Consider the following 20320-nt stretch of genomic DNA (forward strand, 5'->3'; position numbering starts at 1 on the left):
CCCCGGTCCCCTCGATACCCGCGATGCCCCGGAACGTCATGAACCCTGGGGCTGGCGGGCGCTGTTGGTGTCGAGCCGGGGCCCCTTGGACAGGAACTCCGACCAGACGATCGGCACCAGGGCGGGCGTCACCTTCTCGTAGCCGAGCCTGCTCTGCGCCTGGCTGGGCTCGGGGCGGCCGTCCGACTGCTTCTGCTCGTCGCCGGTGCCGATGTCGGAGCGCTGCGCGTCGCTGTCGCCGTTCGCCTGGACCGCGTAGCGCAGTCCGGTGTCGGTGACGAGGAAGAGCGAACCGTCGGGGCTGGTCTGCCGGCCCTGGACCTGGGTGTAGAGCAGGCCGCTGCCGGGCGTGACGTAGGTGCTGGTGCCGCCGGCGCTGATGGTGGCCGGGTACGAGGTGCCCGCCCAGGTGCTCAGCGTGGTGCGGCCGGAGCCGTCGACGGAGCGCAGCACGTTGCAGACGGTGTCGCGGGCGCCGCCGCCGTCGGTGGAGTTCACCTGGGCGGCCTTGCGGGCCGGCCAGTGCGCGGCCTGGCCGGCGAAGGTGTCGGGGTCGGGCACGAAGTTCTGCAGGCCGACCGCGCGCGCCTCGCTCTCCAGGTCGAGGGCGGCGGTCTGCGGGGAGTTGATGAGCAGCCAGGCGGTGAACTCGGAGACGGGCTGCACCTTTTTATCGAGCACGACGTAGTGACGGGTGCCCTCGCCGGTCTTGGTCCTGAGGACCATGCCGATCCTGTTCTCGTCGTCGGACAGCTGTCCCGTGACGTGCGCCGGGTCGCCGACGTTCCCCGGGATCTTCGGGAAGACGATCGGGCTGCCGTCGTGCAGGGTGGCCAGCCAGTCGTCGGTGACGGGCTGCGGCTGCCTGCTGCCGACCAGGGCGTTGGTCAGATGGCCGTTGTCGGCCGCCGTCTCGTCGATGCGGTACTTGGTGCCCCGTGCGTCGACCAGGTAGCGGGTGTGGTCCTGCCCCTGGACGTAGAGCACCTGGCCGCCGGAGAGCCTGCTGCGTCCCTCGGTCCGCTTGTTGTCGCGTTCGCCGAGGACGAAGGTGGCCTTCTGCACGGAGTTGCCCTTGCCGCCGGGCTGCACGCAGACGGCCCAGCGCTTGGCCGTCCCGGCGTCCTTCGCGTCGGGCAGCCGTTCCGGGGCGTACGGGATGCCGAGGATCGGCCCGCGCGGGGGCTTGCCTGCGTCCAGGACGTCGTCGGCGACCTGGATGACGTCGTAGTCCTGCGGGTTGAGGAGCAGTCGGGCGGAGGCGAGGTTCAGCACCGGGTGCAGCAGGGTCTTCTTCTGTTTGCCCTTGCCGGTGGTGAGCACCACGTAGCGGGTGGTCGACTTCTTGCCGACGATCACCTTGGTGCCGGGCTTGTCCCAGTCCTTCGGCGCGGTGGGTTTGAACATGCCGAAGGCGCCGAAGCCCGCGACGACCAGCGCACCGACGACCACGCTCGGCAGGACCGCGCGCAGCGGTCGCGGAGCTCCCTCGTCGGAGCCGGTGGCCGAGGGTTGGAGGAATGCCGCCACCGTGCGTTTCTTCGCAAAGGTGTATGCGTTGAGCTCATCCCGCCGTGATGCCATGAGTCGCTGTTTCTCCCGTGTCTCCCCGCGCGGCACCGGGTGCGATCGCGCCCCGGACCCGTACCGGGCCCGCGACGCCGGACCTCGGTGCCGGACCGGCCCCCTACTATGCCTGCTGGCCGTCGGCGGCGATGGGGCGGGTAGGGTGATCCAGCCGCCGGAGCCCGCTCGGGACGGGCGGAATACGGGTGGAGTTGGGGACTGATGAACGGGGGGAACGCCGGAATGACGGCTTCCGCTACATCGACGCGTCCGGCCGGGAACACGCGCACCGCCGCGGCTCCCCCGGCCGACGGCCGGCCGTCCTCCCGCGGCTCCTCACGGCGGTCCGGCGAGGCGTCCGCCGCCCGACGGAGCGGTCCCACCGGGCAGTTCGGCCCATTCCGATTGCAACAGTTCGTCCTGCTGGAGATCGCGGTCGCGCTGCTGCTCGCCGCGTGGGTGATCGAGCCGCTGCTGCTCGCTCCGGCCGGTGTGATCGCCGCGCTCCTGGTGCTGCTGGCCGTGGTGCGTCGGCACCGCCGTTCGCTGCCGGAGTGGCTGGGGACCGTTCTCGCCCTGCGCACGCGTGCGCGCCGGGCCAACTCCTTCGAACTCCCCCCGGGTACGGAGCCCGGCATCGCCCCCGTCGTGGAGTGCGATCCGGCCCTGCGCACGTATGCGTTCAGCGACCGCGACCGGCGACCGGTGGGCATGATCGGCGACGGCACCTTCGTCACGGCCGTCCTCCGGGTGGAGCCCGACGACGCGGCGCTCCGGCACGACCGGTCGGCCCGCCCGCTGCCCCTGGCGCTCGTCCGGGACGTGCTCGAAGTCGACGGGATCCGGCTGGAGTCGGCGCAGGTCGTGCAGCACACCCAGCCGGCACCCGCGCCGCATCTGCCCCAGCAGTCCGTCGCCGCGCGCAACTACGCGCCGTTGCAGGCCCAGACGGGTTCGCCTGCCGTGCGCATCACCTGGATCGCGCTGAAACTCGATCCGGAACTCTGCCCGGAGGCGGTGCGGGCGCGGGGCGGGGGCCTCGCCGGGGCGCAGAAGTGCGTGGTGCGGGCCGCCGACCAGTTGTCCAGCAGGCTGGCCGGGGCGGGTTTCCGCGCGACGGTGCTGACCGAGCAGGAGCTGACGTCCGCGATCGCGACCTCGGTCTGCGCCAGTGCCTCGGCCATGGCACAGGCGGGCCGGAACGGGGCACCGGCGCGGCGCACCGAGGAGACGTCCCGGACCTGGCGTTGCGACGACCGTCGGCACACCACCTACTGGGTGGCCCGCTGGCCGCAGTTCGGAGGCGAGGGCGGTGCGGCGATGCCTCGGTTCGTCGCCCTGCTCACCTCCATGCCCGCCCTCGCCACGACGTTCAGCCTCACCCTGGGACACGGCGAGCGGCAGGGGGTCGCGATCAGCGGACACATCCGGATCACCGGGCGCAGCGACGAGGAACTGCTGGGCGCCCGCCACGAGTTGGAACGCGCCGCACGGGGCGTGAAGGCATCGTTGGTCCGGCTCGACCGCGAGCAGCTGCCCGGGGTCCTCGCCACACTGCCGCTCGGGGGTACGCGCTGATGTCCGCATTCACGGGTGCTCGCGCCCGACTCGGTTTCGGTCTGGTCGGCCCGCGCCGCGGGCGGCAGACGATCCCGCTCGACCAGTTGGCCCCACTGGCACTGCCGGTCGGGGACGACGGCGTGGTGATCGGTGTGGACGCCCAGGGCCGTCCCGCCGTGCTCGGTATCAACCGGCCGGACCCGTACGACGTGACGCTGATCGGCGGGTTGTGGACGGCGCAGGTGCTCGCGCTGCGCGCGGCGGCGACCGGGGCCCGGATCGTTGTGGAAACGGGCCGGGGCCAGGCGTGGACGGCACTCGCGCACGCCGCGGGAGGCGGTCAGCCGTGCGTCACGCTGCACGACGTGGGACGGGTGCCGCCGCAGGGACCGTCGGCGGGTTCACCGGTGGTCGTGGTGCGTGACTGCGGCATGCGCCCGCCGCGTGGGCGGGTGGTGTCCGCCCCCTGGCAGTCGGTGCTGACACTGCTGCCGTATCTGAGCCCGGTGGCACCGAGGTTGATGGAGAAGTCGTCCCTGGTCGGTGTGCAACGGGTGTCTCCCGACGAAGCCGCACAGATCGGCCGGATACTGCACCTTCCGGATGCCGAGACGCAGGCCCTGTCGACCCTGGCGGACGGAGTCACCCTCTGGTGCTCGGCCCGCGACCGGCAGTTCGTGATGACTCAGGCGACCGATGGCGAGACCGGATTGCTGGGTGGCGCGCGCCGGATGGACTGAGGAGCGGCTCCCCTCCCCGTTCTGTACGCGATGTTCGGCATTCCGTCAGCAGATATCCACCTTTTGACTGCTTCGCCCTTCGTCCTGTGCGCATTCGGTGCGTCCGTGCGGCGCGGCGTGACGCACGGGACAACTCTTGCGGTGCCGTACGGCCTGCCGGAGCGGGCCCCATGACGATTAGGGTGGGTCCGGGCGCGGCAGTAGAACCTGCGGGCAGGCGATGCGCGCCCCGGGGGAAGAGCCGGGCGCTCGGCAGGACGGAAACGGTCGCCCCCACCCATCAAGGCACAAGGGTGCTCGACCACACCAGGAGGCAAAGTGAACGGCGATCGGGACGAGATCCGCGGGGGCTGGAACAAGCCCGTCGACGAGTCGTCCGACGCGGAGCCCGCCGAGATGACGGGTGAGTTCACCATCGACTACACCCCGCCCGCCTGGTACACGCAGAACGCGCCGGGGGACTCGTCGGGCGGCGCCGGAACGCACCTGGCGCCGCCTCCCCCGCCCAGTGGGGCACCGCTCTCCCTGCCCGCGCCGCCGGCGGGCAGTGGTTTCGACGGCGCCTGGGCTCCGGCACCGCCGTCCGCACCGGCATCGGCACCGGACCCGGCTCCTGCCCCGGCCGCCGACACGGCTCGTCCCACCGCGGACGGCGCGGTGTCCTCCGCCGCGCAGGACACGACGCCCGCGCAGCACACGACGCCCGCGCAGCACACCACGGCAGGGGCGGCGGACCCGTTCGGGGGCGGCGACGTGGAGAGCGGTGCGACCATGCGGTTCTCGCCCGCCGCGTTGAAGCGGGAGATCGCCGAACGCGAGGAGGCGTCGCGGCACGGGGACGGGGACGCCCCGGACCTCGTGGCGCCGTCCGCGGTCACCGACTCCGGCACGGGTGTCGTTCCCGATGCCGCAGCGGGCTCCGACACCGGGAACGAGGGCGGAAAGTCCCCTTCCCGCCCCGACTCCGCCCTGTCGGCGCACCCGACTCCCGACGAGCCGACCGCCGCCGGACCGTCCGAATCCGCTCCGTCCGAGCCGGGTACGACGGGTTCCGGTGTGTCCGGCTCCGATCCGTCCGGGTCCGGCGTGGCGGACTCGACGGCCGACGTCGCATCGGAGGGCGCCGGGAGCGACGACGCGGGCGATGTCTCCGGGGAAACCGGAAGCGCCGCACCGCCGGACGCCGTCGCGCAGGCGGAGCCCCAGGACGCGCCGCCCGCGGACTCGGCGCAGGGGGCGCCCGCCGCGCCCACACCCTGGGCCCCCGCCCCGCCGCAGGGCGGCCTGCCGCCGCTGCCGCCCACCTTCCAGCCGGCGGCGCCCCAGCCCAACGCGCCGCAGCCCGCCCCCCAGTGGCCCGGTTCGGCGCAGGCCGTGCAGGCCCCCGGCGGCTACGGATTCCCGCAGGCCGGGGCGGCCCACGCCCCGCAGCCGCAGCAGGGCGGCTACGGATTCCCCCAGCAGCCCGCTCCCCCGGCCCAGCAGCAGGCACCGGCCCCCCAACCGCCGCAGGGCGGCTACGGGTTCCCGCAGCAGCCGCAGCCCGCTCAGGCCGCCCAGGTTCCCGGGGCGGCGCTGCCGCCCCAGGTCCCCCAGGCACCCGAGGCATCGCAGTGGCCCGCGCAGCAGGGAAGTGCCCCGCTGCCCCCGCAGGCACCGCAAACCCCGCAGGCACCGCAGACGGCTCAGGCCCCGCAGCCCCCGCACGTCCCGCAGCAGTCGGTTCCGGGCGCGCCCCTGCCCGCGCAGGTCGCCCCGCAGCCGCCCGCACAGCAGCAACTGCCGCAGCAGGACCCCGGACAGTCGCAGGGACAGCCGCAGGGGCAGCCCGTCGACCCGCGCACCGGAGCCGCCTGGCCGTCCCCGGTCACCCACGACCAGCGCGAGCGTTCGGTGCCCGGGGCCCCGCTCGGGTACACGGCGGCGGTGGAACTCTCCTCCGACCGGCTGGTGAGGGGCAAGCAGAAGGCGAAGAGCAGCCGCAACCCGTCCGCCGCGTCCCGCTTCAAGCTGGGCGGCAAGAAGGAGGAGGCCGAGCGGCAGCGCAAGCTCGGGCTGATCCGGACGCCGGTGCTGTCCTGCTACCGCATCGCGGTGATCAGCCTCAAGGGCGGCGTCGGCAAGACCACGACGACCACGGCCCTCGGCGCGACCCTCGCCACCGAACGGCAGGACAAGATCCTCGCCATCGACGCCAACCCGGACGCGGGCACCCTCGGCCGCCGGGTGCGCCGGGAGACCGGGGCCACGATCCGCGACCTGGTCCAGGCGATCCCGTACCTGAACTCGTACATGGACATCCGCCGCTTCACCTCGCAGGCGCCCTCCGGTCTGGAGATCATCGCCAACGATGTGGACCCGGCGGTCTCCACGACGTTCAACGACGAGGACTACCGGCGGGCGATCGACGTACTGGGCAAGCAGTACCCGATCATCCTCACCGACTCGGGCACCGGTCTGCTCTACAGCGCGATGCGCGGAGTACTGGACCTCGCCGATCAGCTGATCATCATCTCGACGCCGTCGGTCGACGGTGCCTCCAGCGCGTCCACCACGCTGGACTGGCTGTCGGCGCACGGGTACGCGGAACTGGTCCAGCGTTCCATCACGGTCATCTCCGGTGTCCGCGAGACCGGCAAGATGATCAAGGTCGACGACATCGTGCAACACTTCGAGACGCGCTGCCGAGGCGTCGTCGTCGTCCCGTTCGACGAGCACCTGGCGGCCGGTGCGGAGGTCGACCTCGACATGATGCGCCCCAAGACCCGCGACGCGTACTTCAACCTCTCCGCGATGGTCGCCGAGGACTTCGCCCGCGCCCAGCAGCAGCAAGGGCTCTGGACCGCGAACGGCGCCACCCCGCCGCCGCAGTACGCCCCGCCGATGCCCGGGCAGCAGCAGTACGCACCGCAGCAGCCGGGGCAGCCGGGGCAGCAGTCGCCGTACCCGCAGCAGCCCCAGCAGCCGTACGGCGGTCAGCCGCAGCAGCCGTATCCGCCGCATGCCGGACCCGGTGCCCAACAGGGCGGCTGGCAGCAGCCGCTGCCGCCCCGGGCCCAGCCCCCGGCGAACCCGGCCGGGCCGCCGCCCCACCAGCAGCCCGGCGCGCCGATTCCCCCTGGTCGGCCGAACCCGCCCGGCCCGGCCGAACCGCAGGGCCCCGTACCGCCCTCGGGCTGGCCGCAGCAACCGCCGTCAGCGCCTCAGCAGTAGGGCATCAGAGGTCTGAACCAATGAGGACCCGCACCGCCTCCGCGGTGCGGGTCCTTCCTGCATTCCCGCAGACCACACGCCGTTTCATGACCGTTGACGCGGCTCGACCACCGCTGATAAACCTTCGCTTCACCAGCTGGCGAACCAGAGCTCAACCCGCCTTCTCCGTGCGAGTCATGACGCGAGGTCCCTGACCATGGTCGAAAGAGTTCCACCCCGCCCCGCCCAGCCCCGCCCGCGGTGGCGTGCCCTTCTGGCCTCCGGCGCCGCCGCACTGGCGCTGACCGCGGCTTCCGTCGTCCCGGGCGTCCCCCTCGGTTCCGCACCGCAGCAGGCGCAGGCCGCGGACAGCGGCTCGTCCACACTTACCGTCGCCGTCGCGCAGAGCGTCGACTCGCTGAGCCCGTTCCTGGCGCAGAAGCTGCTCAGCACCAGCGTCTCCCGGCTCATGTACGACTTCCTGACGAACTATGACGTCAAGGACAACCACCCGATCCCCGCGCTCGCCACCAAGTGGGAGACCTCCGCGGACAAGCTGACCTGGACGTACACCATCCGCTCCGACTCCAAGTGGACGGACGGACAGCCGGTCACCGCCGAGGACGCGGCGTGGACGTTCAACAAGATAATGACCGACAACGGCGCCGCGCAGGCCAACGGCGCGTTCGTCACCAACTTCAAGAAGGTGACCGCTCCCAGCCCGACCGAGCTGGTCGTCGAGCTGAAGGAGCCGCAGGCCACCATGGCCTCGCTCGACGTGCCGATCGTCCCCAAGCACGTCTGGGAGAAGGTCGGCGACCTCTCCAAGTTCAACAACGACACGACGTTCCCGATCGTCGGCAACGGCCCGTTCGTCCTTACCGACTACAAGGTCGACCAGTACGTGAAGCTCAAGGCCAACAAGGACTACTGGCGCGGGAAGCCGAAGTTCGACGAGCTGGTCTTCAAGACCTACAAGGACCAGGACGCCGCGGTCGCCGCGCTGCGCAAGGGCGAGGTGTCCTTCGTCTCCGGTTCCCCAGCGCTGACGCCCGCCCAGGCCGCCTCGCTCAAGGGCGAGAAGAACATCAAGGTCAATGAGGGACCCGGCCGCCGCTTCTTCTCGCTTGCCGTCAACCCCGGGGCGCAGACCAAGGACCGCAAGAAATTCGGCGACGGCAACCCGGCCCTGCTCGACCAGAAGGTCCGCCAGGCCCTCTTCCTGTCCGTCGACCGCAAGACCATCGTCGACAAGGTCTTCCAGGGCCACGCCGTCGAGGGCCAGGGCTACATCCCTCCGCGCTTCTCCGAGTACTTCTGGCAGCCCTCCGCCGAGCAGAGCCTCGCCCACGACCCGGCCAGGGCGGCGAAGCTCCTCGACGAGGCGGGCTACCCGCTCAAGGGCGGCAAGCGGGTCGGCGAGGACGGCAAGCCGCTCGACCTGCGCATCCTGTGCCACGCCACGGACCCGAACGACAAGGCGATCGGGAAGTACCTCAAGGAGTGGTGGGGCAAGCTCGGTATCGGTCTCAAGGTCGACTGCCGCGACGACGTCTCCGTGCCCTGGTACGCCGGTGAATACGACCTCGCCTTCGACGGCTGGTCCGTCAGTCCGGACCCCGACGCCGTCCTCGGCATCCACACCTGCGCGGCGCTGCCGGTCAAGGCCAAGGAGAGTGCCGCCACCGACAACTTCATCTGCGACAAGACCTTCGACGAGCTCTACCGCAAGCAGCTCGCCGAGTACGACCCGGCCAAGCGCGCGGACCTCGTCAAGCAGATGCAGTCGTGGCTGTACGACTCCGGGTACATGAGCGTCATCGCGTACCCCAACGCGGTCGAGGCGTACCGCACCGACCAGATCAAGTCCATCACCACCATGCCCGAGGCCGCCGGCAACATCTACGGGCAGGACGGCTACTGGAGTTGGTGGTCGGCAGTTCCGGCGGGCGACGACGGTGCGGGCGGGGCGGGCGGCTCCGGCTCGGATTCCGGCTCCACCGGCGTCGTCATCGGCATCGTCGTGGTGGTCGTCGTACTCGCCGGGGGCGGTCTGCTCCTCGCGAAGCGCCGCCGCACCACCGCGGACGACCGCGAGTAGGGACCGGTCACGAAAGACCGGCGGGCCGGCCCGGCGGCCGCCCGCCGGTCCCCGTTGCAGCACGAGTAACGAGAGTTCCCCATGACAGCTGACAGCACTCCGGCGCTCGTGCAGAACGCGGACGTGGACACCGACGGGCCGGCCCCGGCCGGCCCGTCGGGCGCCCGCGGTCCACGGGCGCGCAACACCAAGGCATATCTCCGGTACGTCGCGGCCAAGATCGGTGGCGCGCTCGTCTCCCTCTTCGCCGTACTGGTCACCAGCTTCTTCCTCTTCCGGCTCCTGCCCAACGACCCGGTCAAGCAGATGACCGGCGGTCGCCGCATGTCCGCCGAGCAACTCCAGTCGCTCCGGCACCAGTTCGGGCTGGACCAGCCGCTCTGGAAGCAGTTCACCAGTTATGTGGGCGACGCGCTGACCGGGGACTTCGGCATCTCCTACCAGTTCCACACCCCCGTCATCGACAAGATCGTCGAGGCGCTCCCGGCGACGCTGCTGCTCACCGGCACCGCGTACGTCCTCTACACCGCGCTCGGCATCTGGCTGGGCACCCGCACCGCCTGGCGCAACGGCTCCATGAGCGACCGCTTCAACACCGCGTTCGCGCTGACGCTCTACTCGGTCCCGTCGTTCTGGCTGGGGCTGCTCCTGATCATCGTCTTCTCGGTGGGCGTCGGGCCGGTCCCCGGACTGTTCCCGACCGGCGGCATGGAGTCGGGCGGCGAGAGCGGCCTCGGGTATGTCGTCGACGTGGCGCACCACCTGGTGCTTCCGGTGATCACCCTGGTCGCGGTCGGATACGCGCAGACGCTCCTGGTGATGCGCTCCTCGCTGCTCGACGAAATGGGCAGCGACTACCTGACCACGGCCCGTGCGAAGGGGCTGCGCGACGACGCCGTGCGCCGCAGGCACGCGGTGCCCAACGCGATGCTGCCGACGTTCACGCTGATGTTCGTGAACCTGGGGCATGTGGTCGCCGGGCAGATCCTCGTCGAGACGGTGTTCTCCTGGCCGGGCCTCGGCGGCCTCTTCTACCAGGCGCTCAGCGTGCCCGATCTCCCCCTCGTACAGGCGCTGTTCTTCGTGTTCGCCACCGCGGTGATCCTAGCGAACACCCTTGCCGACGTGCTGTATCCGCTGCTCGATCCCCGGGTGGGCCGATGACGACCGAATCCATGCCCACGCCCACGCAGACCGGGGCGGCCGGGAACCCGCGCGCGCTGGCCCGGGCCCGCAAACGGCAGTCCGCCGCCCGGTTCTGGCGCGAATACCGCAGACACCGGGGCGGCCTGTGGGGACTGGGAGCACTGGTCCTGATCGCGCTGGTCGCCGTCTTCGCGCCGCAGCTCGTCGGCGCCGATTCGCAGAGCGTGACCGGCGCCCCGGGCGGTCCGCTGGAGTCGCCCAGCGGCGCGTTCCCGCTCGGTACCGACCAGTTCGGGCGCAGCGTGCTGGCCCTGCTGGTGTGGGGGGCCAGGATCTCGTTGACGGTCGGTCTGCTCGCGGCCTTCCTCTGCGTCGCCATCGGTACGGTCGTCGGCATCGTCGCGGGACACTTCCACGGCTGGTACTCGACGGTCCTGATGCGGGTCACCGACTGGTTCCTGGTGATGCCGACCCTGGTCCTGGCCATCGCGCTCGCCACCGTGATGGACCGCTCGATGTGGACGGTCGTCATCGCGATCGGCGTCACCACCTGGCCGACCACGGCCCGCCTCGTCCGCGCCCAGACCCTGGCCGTGGAGTCCCGCCCGTACATCGAGCGGGCGCGGGCCCTGGGCGGCGGACACGGGCACATCATGGTGCGGCATGTCCTGCCGAACGTGATGCCGCTGGTGCTGGCGCAGACCACGCTGGTGATCTCCAGCGCGATCCTGACCGAGGCCACGCTGGCCTTCCTCGGCCTGAGCGACCCGACCGTCACCTCCTGGGGCGGCATGCTCCAGGACGCCCGCGAGGCGGGCGCGGTGAGTTCGGGCAACTGGTGGTACCTGGCCCCGCCGGGCATCGCCATCGCCGCGGTCGCCCTGGCGTTCACCCTGTGCGGACGCGCCATCGAGTCCGTCCTCAATCCCAAGCTGGGGGTGGCCCGTTGAGTACCACGAGCAATCACGAGGCACCGCTCCTCGACATCCGCGACCTCACGGTGACGTACCCCGGCGGGGCACAGGCCGTCCGCGGGGTGAACCTCACCGTCGAGGCGGGGCAGAAGCTCGGCATCGCCGGTGAGTCGGGCTGCGGGAAGTCGACCCTGGCGCTCGCGCTGCTGCGGCTGCTGCCCGCCGGGACGAAGGTCACCGGCGAGATCCTGCTGAACGGCGAGGACGTCCTCGCCATGAAGTGGGGGCGGGTCAGGGCGGTGCGCTGGGCGGGGGCCTCGATCGTCTTCCAGGGCGCCATGCACTCCCTCAACGCGGTGCACCGCATCGGGGACCAGATCGCCGAACCGATCCTGCTGCACGGGAAGGCGACCCGGGCCGGGGCTGCCCGCAGGGCCGGCGAGCTCCTGGAGCAGGTGGGCCTGCCGGCGGCCCGCGCGGACTCCTATCCGCACGAGCTGTCCGGCGGCCAGCGGCAGCGCGTGATGATCGCGATGGCGCTCGCCTGCGACCCGGGCCTGATCGTCGCGGACGAGCCGACCACGGCGCTCGACGTGATGGTCCAGGCCCAGATCCTGCGGCTGATCGAGGAACTGGTGTCCGAGCAGGATCTCGGCCTGATGATGATCAGCCATGACCTCGCGGTGCTCTCGGACACCTGCGACCGGCTCGCGGTGATGTACGCGGGCCGGGTCGTGGAGGAGGGCCCGGCGTCCGAGGTCCACCGCGACGCCCGCCACCCGTACGCCAGGGCGCTGTCCGGCGCGTTCCCGCGCATCGGCGACCCCGCCTCCCGGTTCGCGCCCCGCGGACTGCCCGGCGACCCGCCGGACCCGTCGGCGCTGCCGGACGGCTGCACCTTCCACCCGCGCTGTCCCTCGGCGCTGGACTCCTGCGCGACGCGGGACCAGGAGCTGCGGGAGGCGGGGCCCGCACGACGGGCCGCCTGCGTGCTGGTGGAACCACCGGCGACGGCCGCGGACCGGCCGGACGCCGAGGAAGCGAGGAGCACACCATGACCCCCACCTCGGCGCTGCTCAGCGCCCAGGACCTGAAGGTCGTCTTCCCCGGCCGACGCGGGGCCGCCCCGGCGCGCGCCGTGGACGGCGTCGATCTGGACATCCGGCCCGGCGAGATCGTCGCGCTGGTCGGCGAGTCCGGTTGCGGCAAGTCGACGCTGGCGCGTTCGCTGCTGGGTCTGGTGGAGCCGACGTCCGGACGGGTGACCTTCGACGGCAGGCCGCTCGACTACGGGAGCCGGGCGCTGAAGGCGTACCGCAAGCGGGTGCAGCTGGTGCTCCAGGATCCGAGCGGTTCGCTCAACCCCCGGCACACGGTGTACGACGCCGTCGCCGAGGGGCTGCGCATCCACGGGTACGCGGGGGACGAGCGGGCGGCGGTGGCCGACGCGCTGTCGCGTGCCGGGCTGCGGCCCCCGGAGCGGTTCTTCCTGCGCTATCCGCACGAGCTGTCCGGCGGTCAGCGCCAGCGGGTGGTGATCGCGGGTGCCCTGGTGCTGGAACCGGAACTCATCGTCGCGGACGAGCCGGTGGCCTCGCTGGACGCCTCGGTGCGCGGCGAGATCCTGGCCCTGCTGCTGCGGCTGCGGGACGAATTGGGCCTGTCCGCCCTGGTGGTCACGCACGATCTGGGACTCGCCTGGAACATCGCGGACCGGGTCGCGGTGATGTACCTCGGCCGCATCGTGGAGACGGGCGAGGTGGAGCAGATTCTCACGGCTCCCCGCCATCCGTACACCCGGGCGCTGCTCTCGGTGCTGCCGGAGGCCGGGGCCGATCCGGTGGTGCTGACGGGCGAGCCGCCGGACCCGTCGGCGGTGCCGTCCGGCTGCCGGTTCCACGCCCGCTGCCAGGTCCTGGCGTCGGGCGAGGCGGAGCGGGCGGGCGTCGCCGAGGCGTGCCGCACGCAGGACCTGCCGGTGCTCGCGGGCGGCGGGCGGACGCAGGTCGCCTGCCACTGGGCGAACACGGTCACGAAGCCGCGGACCTGAGACGGGGCGACCGGGGCCGGGACCGTTGCGACGGTCCCGGCCCCGGTCGTGTCCCGACGAGCGGAAGGGGTCCCGACGGCCTCTCAGCCGCGCTCGTACGCGGCGACCAGTTCGCTGCACCGCTTCACGTCGGCGGCCATCGCTACCAGCAGCTCGTCGATCGAGTCGAACTTCAGCATCCCCCGCACATAGGCGAGGAAGTCCACCGAGACGTGGAGCCCGTACAGGTCGAGGCCGACGCGGTCGATCGCGTACGCCTCCACCGTCCGCTCCGTGGCGTCGAACTGCGGGTTGGTGCCGACCGAGATCGCGGCGGGCATGGCCTCGCCGTTCACATTGAGCCAGCCCGCGTAGACGCCGTCGGCGGGGATCGCGGTGTGCGGCAGGGTCTCCACGTTGGCCGTGGGGAAGCCCATCTCGCGGCCGCGCTGGGCGCCGCGGACCACGATGCCCTCGACGCGGTGCGGCCGGCCCAGGATCTCCGCGGCGCCCGCGACGTCGCCCTCGGCGACCAGGCGCCGGGTGAGGGTGGAGGAGAACGGCTCGCCGCCGCCCGCCTCGCCGCTCACGGAGAGGTCGATGACCTCGACGTCGTAGTCGTAGGTGGCTCCGAACTCGGCGAGCAGCTGCACGTTCCCGGCCGCCCGGTGGCCGAAGCGGAAGTTCGGCCCCTCGATGACCAGACGCGCGTGCAGCTTGTCGGCGAGCACCTTCACGATGAAGTCGGCGGGTGCGAGCTTGGAGAACTCGATGGTGAAGGGGAGGACGAGCATCGCGTCGACGCCGAGTTCGGCCATCAGCTCGGCGCGCCGGTGGTGCGGGGCGAGCAGGGGGGGATGGCTGCCGGGGCGGACGACCTCGCTGGGGTGCGGGTCGAAGGTCACCACGACCGACGGCACACCCAGTTCCCGCGCCCGCTCGACGGCTCGCCCGATGATCAGCTGGTGCCCGCGGTGCACCCCGTCGTAGGAGCCGATGGTGACGACGCTGCGTCCCCAGTCCTCGGGGATGTCCTCCAAGCCACGCCAGCGCTGCACTGTGACCGCTCCTCGCCCGAACCCGTGTACGTGAGATTGCCTGTTACGCAGGTCTAAGACTGCCATGCTCACGCCCCGCGGCCCGCATCGGCATCGGCTTCGGCCCCTCGGGGGCCGCCACCGCGGCCCTCGCCCCGGGGCCGACGAGGGCCGCCCATTCCTGCGGGGCCTCGGCCAGCCAGTCGGCGATCAGGGCGGCGAATCCCGGCACGTCACGGGCCCGGGCGGCCAGCAGGCCGTCGAACCGGGCCGCCCCCTCGGGGGTACGGACCAGCAGCGTTCCGGTGCGGTGGACCAGGGCGCGGGTGCGGGCCGGGGCGCGCTCGGCCGCGCCGTCCGCGGCGGCCCGCAGCAGGGCTTCGAGCACCGCGGGATCGCGGTGGGCGCCCTGCTCGAAGTCGAGCAGCACCTCCAGCAGCTCGCCCCGCAACTGCCCGGACGCCGGGCCGCCCGGCGCGGCGAACACCCCGGCGAGCGCCGCGCGCACCGGCGGCGCCACCGGGTCTTCCCGCAGCAGCGCGGTCAGCAGGGGAAGCAGCAGGGCGCGGGCGGCGGGGCCGTGTTCCAGCCGCCGGTCGACGTACGCGGCCACCTGGGCGGCGCCGTCGGGATGGACCCCGGCATACGCCCGGACCAGGTCGGCGGCGTGCAGGGCCGGGGTGGGATCGTCGATCCCGGCGAGAGCGCGCAGCACCTCCCCCGCGCCCCGGTCGGGCCGGGTGAGCCGCTCCCGCAGTGCGGCGAGCACCAGCTCCCGGTGGGTGGGCAGTGCGGCGGCGAGGGCTTCGACGGGCAGCGGCGGCTCGGCCGCGACGAAGGCCCGCAGCGCCCGCCGGATGCTGCGGTCCCGGGTTCGCGGGTCCTGGACGAGGAGGGTGAGCGCGGGACCGTGCAGGGCGGTGTCGCCGGGGCGGTCCAGCAGGGCATCGGCGGCGGCGTGCAGCAGGGCGCGGTCGCCGTCCCGGGGGGCGTGCGCGGCGGTGAGCAGGGCGTAGGAGGCGGCGGCGGCCCGGCGGTCTGGGTACTCCTCGTCGCGGGCCCAGCGCTCGACGGCCCGGCACAGGGCGGACGGCTCGTCCTCGACGAGGGCGGCGAGCAGTTCCGCGGCCCTGGGGTGGGCGGTGGCGACGAGAGTGTCGGCGAGGTCGTCGACGGCCAGGTCCCGTCGGGCATGGAGCAGGGCCTGGGCCGCGGCGGCCACGGTCGGGCGCGGCACGGCGCCGTCCCCGGCGGGCAGCGGGCGCTCGTCGGAGAACCAGGCGCAGAGCAGGGGCTGTACGGTCCGGGGCCGGTCGGCCAGGCGGCGGGCGACGGCGTCGAGATACCGTTCGTCGGCCTCGCCGCCGGGGTCGTCGTCCCGCGGTCCTCCCCGGCGCGGCGGGTCGGCGGGGACGAGACGGCGCAGCAGGTCGATCCGGTCCGCCTCCGGCAGCCCGAGCCGTCGCCAGAACCATGGGCCGAACTCGGCGTACACCCGAGGGGTTCCCGGCCCGCCCGCGGTGGCGTGCCGGACGACGAGGCCGGTGAGCAGTCGCAGCACGCCGAGATGGGGCCGGGCATCGGGCACCCGGAGCAGGGTGCGCGAGAGCAGGTGTGCCGCCCACCAGCGGGCGTCCTGCCGGGCGCGCTCCCCCGCCGCCGCTGCCGGGCCGCGCGCCAGCCGGTCCAGGGCCTCGATGAGGTCGGCCAGTCGGTGCGCCAGCGCCTCGGGCCCCTGTCGGCGGCCCAGGAGCAGCAGGGCGTGGATCACCGGCCCGGTCCGGTGCCGCGGCACGGGCAGGGCCCGCGGCCCCGCCGCCCGTCCGGGCGTCGTCGGCGGGTCCGCCGCGGCCGGCGCCCCCGTCCGCATCACCGCGGTCGGCGCCTCGGAGGCGGGCGGGCGGTCGTGGTGGCTCCGGGGCCGCCTCGGCCGCGGTACCCGGGGACCGGTCGCCGGGACGCCCCGCCGCGGCCCCCGTTCCACGGCCCCGGGCGCTCCCTCCGCCGACCCGGTCCGCTTCTCCGCGTGCCCGGCTTCCCCGTGCCCCGCCGCCTCGTGCCCCGCGCCCTCCGCGTGCCGACGGTGGACCAGGGCGTGCAGTGCCGCGTCCAGGTCCAGGTGGGCCCCCTGCACCCAGTCGCCCAGCTCCTCATGGGCGAAGCGGTAGCCCGCGCCCGCCGGGACGATCAGGCCCTCGGTGAGAACCGCCGACGCCCAGCCGGTGCGCCAGGGGAAGACCTCCTCGAACGCCGTCCGGTCGAGTTCGCCCTGCCCCGGGCCGAGACAGCGCCGGGCCGCCTCGTGCACCTGCCCGGCCACCCGGGCGGCCAGGCGGCGGATCGCCGTGCCGCCGGGCGGCGGGCCGGAGAGGGCCGCGATGCGGACCGCGACGCGCAGGCACATCAGGTCCAGGTGGGCGCCGAAGACGTCCTCCGTGTCCGGCCGCCCGGCGACGTCCGGGGGTAGTGCCTCGCGCACCTCGGCGAACAGGCGCAGGGTGAGCGGGTGCCGGTCGTGCCCGGGGGCGAGCGTGTCCGGCGGGATGGCGTACCGTTCCCGGGCCCGTTCGGCCTGGGCCGCGGTGAGGTCGCCGAGCCGGAGCGCGTACGGCGTGCGCGCCGCCCGCCCGGCGGGCCGGTGCAGCGCGTGGGACGGGCAGAGCGCCCCGGCCGTCTCCCAGTGCTCCGGCGTGCAGGCGATCACGAGCCGCGCGCCGTTCGCCCGCAGCCAGTCGACCGTTCCCGCGGTCCACCGTGCCGGGTCGTGGGCCAGTGCGGGCGGCATCTCCTCGGGCCCGTCCAGGAGGACGAGCAGCGGGCTCCCGCTCTCCGCCGCCAGCCGGGCCACGCGTTCGGGGGTCGTGTCGGCGTCGTTCTCGGGCCGGGGGCGGCACGTGCCGCCCCCGGCCGCGACGATCCGCCCGGCCCGTCGGAGCGTCCGGGCGATCGCGTCGGCGACCGAGGCGTCGCCGGTCAGCAGGTCGGCGCCGCGCAGCCAGACCGTGGGGGCGGGAACCCGGCCGCGGGCCCGGCGGGCGGCGAGCGCGGCGAGTTCGGTGGACCGGCCGGTGCCCGGTGCCCCGACCAGGCCGAGGACGACGGCGGGCCCGTGCGGCGTCGCGGGCGGCGGGCAGGCGGGGAACGTGAAGGCGGTGAGTTCCGCCCCGATGTCCGGGCGTTCCACCGGGTCGGGGCCGCCGGCCGGTCCGCCCGCCGCGCCGAGCGACGTGGCCGTCAACTGCAGGGCCCCCGCGAGATTGAGGTCGCGGCCGTACCCGGGCACGCCCGTCGCATTGCGCCGCAGCAGCGCCCCCAGCGGGCCGTCCGCGCCCGCGCGGCCGAGCGGCACGGCGAAACCCGCGCCGGGGTGACCGGCCCGCAGCGCGGTGCCCAGCACGGCGAGCACCGCGCCGGTGTCCGGGTCGACGACGGGCCCGCCCACGGCAGCACCGCGCAGCCGCAGCGCGTCCGCGCCGTCCGTGCCGAGCGCCAGTTCCAGGGCACCGTCGATCCGATGGCGAAGGCCGTTCGCGGTGTACGTCACCGGGGTCGTACCGAGCACCCGCGCCTCGCGCCAGCCGTGCGCGGCGATCGTCACGTACGTCCCGGCGGCGATCCGGTCCCGCAGGGCGATCGGAGCGGGCTCCACGCCGAGAACGGACGGCCCGCCGGTGCGCAGCAGGGCGAGGTCGAGTTCGGGCAGTGCGACGACGTCCGCGGCCCCGACGCGGCAGTCATGGCCGTCCGCTCCGCGCAGGACGAACCGACCGAGGCCGTCGACGGCCTCGTGGCTGGTCACCACCGTGCCGCGGTCGTCGGCGACGAATCCGGTGCCCCGCGGCCGACCGGCCGGATCACAGATGCGTACCAGCGCCGGCCGGTCCTCACTCCCCATGGTCCGACGGTAGGACGACGAAGATCGGCGCACGCACCGATCGGAGTAAAAGCGCCCCCGGCACACCCCCGTTTCACTCCGTGCGCCTGCTCGTTGGGGTGAATCCGAGGTGTCCGGTGGACAGCAACCCCTGGGGGATCGCGGGGCGGGCGGAGTGACCGCCGCCCGCCCCGCACCGGATTCCCCGGGTCCGGGCCCCGGTCAGGCGAAGACGGCGAGGCTCTTGGCCTTGCCCTTCTGCTCCTCGACGAGGACCAGGAACCGTCCGTCGGGTCCGAAGACCGCGACCGGTCCCGGCGGGAAGGCCGGCATGTCCAGCCGTACACCGTTCAGCAGCAGCCTGGCGCGCTTCTCGTCCACGTCCCAGCGGGGGAACGCGGAGGCGGCGGCCTCGGCCACCGGCATCACGGTCAGCTCCTCCTGGTGCTGGTCGAGGGTCCGGGCCACGTCGAGACCGTACGGGCCCACCCGGGTGCGCCGCAGCGCGGTCAGGTGTCCGCCGACGCCGAGCCCGGCGCCGAGGTCGCGGGCGATCGCCCGGATGTACGTGCCGGAGGAGCAGACCACGGAGACGACGAGATCGACGACCGGTGTGCCGTCCTCGGCGGTCTCCTCGCGCACGTCGTAGACGCGGAAGGACGAGATCGTCACCGGTCGGGCCGGGATCTCGAACTCCTCGCCGCCGCGCACCCGGGCGTAGGACCGCTTGCCGTCGATCTTGATGGCACTGACCTTGGACGGCACCTGCATGATCGGGCCGGTCAGGGCCGCGACACCGGCGTCGATGGCGTCACGGGTCACCCCGGAGGCGTCGGTGGACGAGGTGATCTCGCCCTCCGCGTCGTCCGTGACGGTGTTCTGGCCGAGCCGGATCGTGCCGAGGTACTCCTTCTCGGTCAGTGCGAGGTGGCCCAGCAGCTTGGTGGCGCGTTCCACCCCGAGCACGAGCACGCCCGTCGCCATCGGGTCCAGCGTGCCGGCGTGGCCGACCCGCCGGGTGCGGGCGATGCCGCGCATCTTGGCGACGACGTCGTGCGAGGTGAAGCCGGCCGGCTTGTCGACGACGACCAGGCCGTCCTCGGGCCGGACGCCGTCCCTGCCCGGGGCAGCCGTCCGCGCGCTCCCCCGGTCGGGCGTCTTGTTCTGCGATGTCATTCGGAGGCGGTGTCCTCGTCGTTCTCGCCGTCGGCCTTGCGGTACGGGTCGGCGCCGCCGGCGTAGGTGGCGCCCGAGGACGCCTGGCGCACCCGCGCGTCCGAGGCCCGGGCCTTGTCGAGGAGGTCCTCGATGGTCCTGGCGTTCTCCGGAAGGGCGTCGGCCACGAACGTCAGCGTGGGGGTGAACTTGGTCCCCGCCGCCGCCCCGACCGCCGACCGCAGCACGCCCTTGGCGCTCTCCAGTCCGGCCGCCGCGCTGGCCCGCTCCTCGTCGTCGCCGTAGACCGTGTAGAAGACCGTGGCCTCCCTCAGGTCACCGGTGACCCGGGTGTCCGTGATCGTCACGTGCGTGCCCAGACGGGGGTCCTTGATACCGCGCTGCAGTTTCTGGGCGACCACCTCCTGGATGAGGTCCGCCAGCTTCTTCGCCCGCGCGTTGTCGGCCACTGGTCCGTCTCCTTCTCGCCTTCAGGACAGGCGGCCGAGGGGTGGCGTCCACCACCCCTCGCCCGTCCCTTCTTCCTACTCAGTCGTCTTCGTCGCTGTGCAGCCGCCGCCGTACGGACAGCAGCTCCACTTCCGGCCGGGCGGCCACCAACCGCTCGCACCGGTCCAGGACATCCGCGAGGTGTCCGGTGTCCCCGGACACCATGGCAAGGCCGATCTCGGCCCTGCGATGGAGATCCTGGCCGCCCACCTCCGCCGCACTCACCGCGTACTTGCGCTGGAGTTCGGCGACGATCGGACGGATGACGGAACGCTTCTCCTTCAACGACCGTACGTCGCCGAGAAGCAGATCGAAGGACAGTGTCCCCACATACATGAATGCCCGGATGTCCCGCCGGTTCGGGTTCGCGCCCCACCAGAACTTGGCGGGGACACCAGAACCGTACACGGAACGGCCGGGGCCGATCGACGGAAATACGACCCGTCGATCGGCCCCGACTGTTGCGAGGAGTTCCGGGAAGTGCCTTCCCGGAATC

Annotated in this window: 14 protein-coding genes; 8 read left to right on the forward strand and 6 right to left on the reverse strand. The window is 73.2% G+C overall.

From position 1 onward, the window contains the following. Nucleotides 1-36: 36 nt before the first annotated feature. Complete coding sequence (eccB, locus tag ACFC79_RS28560) at nt 37-1584, reverse strand: type VII secretion protein EccB (protein ID WP_376245743.1); 1548 nt, start codon at nt 1582-1584, stop codon at nt 37-39. Between the two features lie 225 nt (nt 1585-1809). Here eccB and eccE point away from each other — a divergent pair, with 225 nt between their 5' ends. The 8 genes from eccE to ACFC79_RS28600 all read left to right on the forward strand — a co-directional run bounded on the left by eccE (nt 1810) and on the right by ACFC79_RS28600 (nt 13269). Next, on the forward strand, nt 1810-3144 hold the full coding sequence (eccE, locus tag ACFC79_RS28565) for a type VII secretion protein EccE (protein WP_376245746.1): 1335 nt from the start codon (nt 1810-1812) through the stop codon (nt 3142-3144). After that, a complete protein-coding gene (locus tag ACFC79_RS28570; RefSeq protein ID WP_376245748.1) occupies nt 3144-3866 on the forward strand; it encodes a hypothetical protein in 723 nt (240 codons plus the stop codon). Before eccE ends, ACFC79_RS28570 begins: the two co-directional genes overlap by 1 nt. A 318-nt stretch (nt 3867-4184) precedes the next feature. Further along, a complete protein-coding gene (locus ACFC79_RS28575) occupies nt 4185-7079 on the forward strand; it encodes an SCO5717 family growth-regulating ATPase (protein WP_376245751.1) in 2895 nt (964 codons plus the stop codon). A gap of 196 nt (nt 7080-7275) precedes the next feature. Then, nucleotides 7276-9159: an ABC transporter substrate-binding protein gene (locus ACFC79_RS28580; RefSeq protein ID WP_376245753.1), complete on the forward strand. Its 1884-nt coding sequence runs from the start codon at nt 7276-7278 to the stop codon at nt 9157-9159. 81 nt (nt 9160-9240) lie between these two features. Next, nucleotides 9241-10323 (forward strand): ABC transporter permease, encoded by a 1083-nt coding sequence (locus ACFC79_RS28585; RefSeq protein WP_376245756.1) that lies wholly within the window; start codon nt 9241-9243, stop codon nt 10321-10323. Beyond that, nucleotides 10320-11255 (forward strand): ABC transporter permease, encoded by a 936-nt coding sequence (locus tag ACFC79_RS28590; RefSeq protein ID WP_376245759.1) that lies wholly within the window; start codon nt 10320-10322, stop codon nt 11253-11255. The genes ACFC79_RS28585 and ACFC79_RS28590 overlap by 4 nt, the downstream gene beginning before the upstream one ends. Next, nucleotides 11252-12277, forward strand: coding sequence for an ABC transporter ATP-binding protein (locus ACFC79_RS28595; RefSeq protein ID WP_376245762.1), 1026 nt, complete (start codon nt 11252-11254; stop codon nt 12275-12277). The genes ACFC79_RS28590 and ACFC79_RS28595 overlap by 4 nt, the downstream gene beginning before the upstream one ends. Further along, a complete protein-coding gene (locus ACFC79_RS28600; protein WP_376245765.1) occupies nt 12274-13269 on the forward strand; it encodes an oligopeptide/dipeptide ABC transporter ATP-binding protein in 996 nt (331 codons plus the stop codon). The genes ACFC79_RS28595 and ACFC79_RS28600 overlap by 4 nt, the downstream gene beginning before the upstream one ends. 83 nt (nt 13270-13352) lie before the next feature. Here the strand turns inward: ACFC79_RS28600 and ACFC79_RS28605 are convergent, their stop codons facing one another. From ACFC79_RS28605 to ACFC79_RS28625, 5 genes are all read right to left on the reverse strand, one after another. After that, a complete protein-coding gene (locus ACFC79_RS28605) occupies nt 13353-14306 on the reverse strand; it encodes a bifunctional riboflavin kinase/FAD synthetase (RefSeq protein ID WP_376245768.1) in 954 nt (317 codons plus the stop codon). A 43-nt stretch (nt 14307-14349) separates the two neighbouring features. Beyond that, on the reverse strand, nt 14350-18180 hold the full coding sequence (locus ACFC79_RS28610) for a trypsin-like peptidase domain-containing protein (RefSeq protein ID WP_376245771.1): 3831 nt from the start codon (nt 18178-18180) through the stop codon (nt 14350-14352). A gap of 201 nt (nt 18181-18381) precedes the next feature. Beyond that, a complete protein-coding gene (gene truB / locus ACFC79_RS28615) occupies nt 18382-19335 on the reverse strand; it encodes a tRNA pseudouridine(55) synthase TruB (protein ID WP_376245774.1) in 954 nt (317 codons plus the stop codon). Further along, on the reverse strand, nt 19332-19784 hold the full coding sequence (gene rbfA, locus ACFC79_RS28620) for a 30S ribosome-binding factor RbfA (RefSeq protein ID WP_376245776.1): 453 nt from the start codon (nt 19782-19784) through the stop codon (nt 19332-19334). The genes truB and rbfA overlap by 4 nt, the downstream gene beginning before the upstream one ends. 79 nt (nt 19785-19863) lie before the next feature. Further along, nucleotides 19864-20160, reverse strand: a complete 297-nt coding sequence (locus ACFC79_RS28625) for a DUF503 domain-containing protein (protein WP_376245779.1) — start codon at nt 20158-20160, stop codon at nt 19864-19866. Nucleotides 20161-20320: the final 160 nt, after the last annotated feature.

The organism is Streptomyces sp. NPDC056061 (genome assembly GCF_042266885.1).
In the GTDB taxonomy this organism is placed as follows: Bacteria; Actinomycetota; Actinomycetes; order Streptomycetales; family Streptomycetaceae; genus Streptomyces.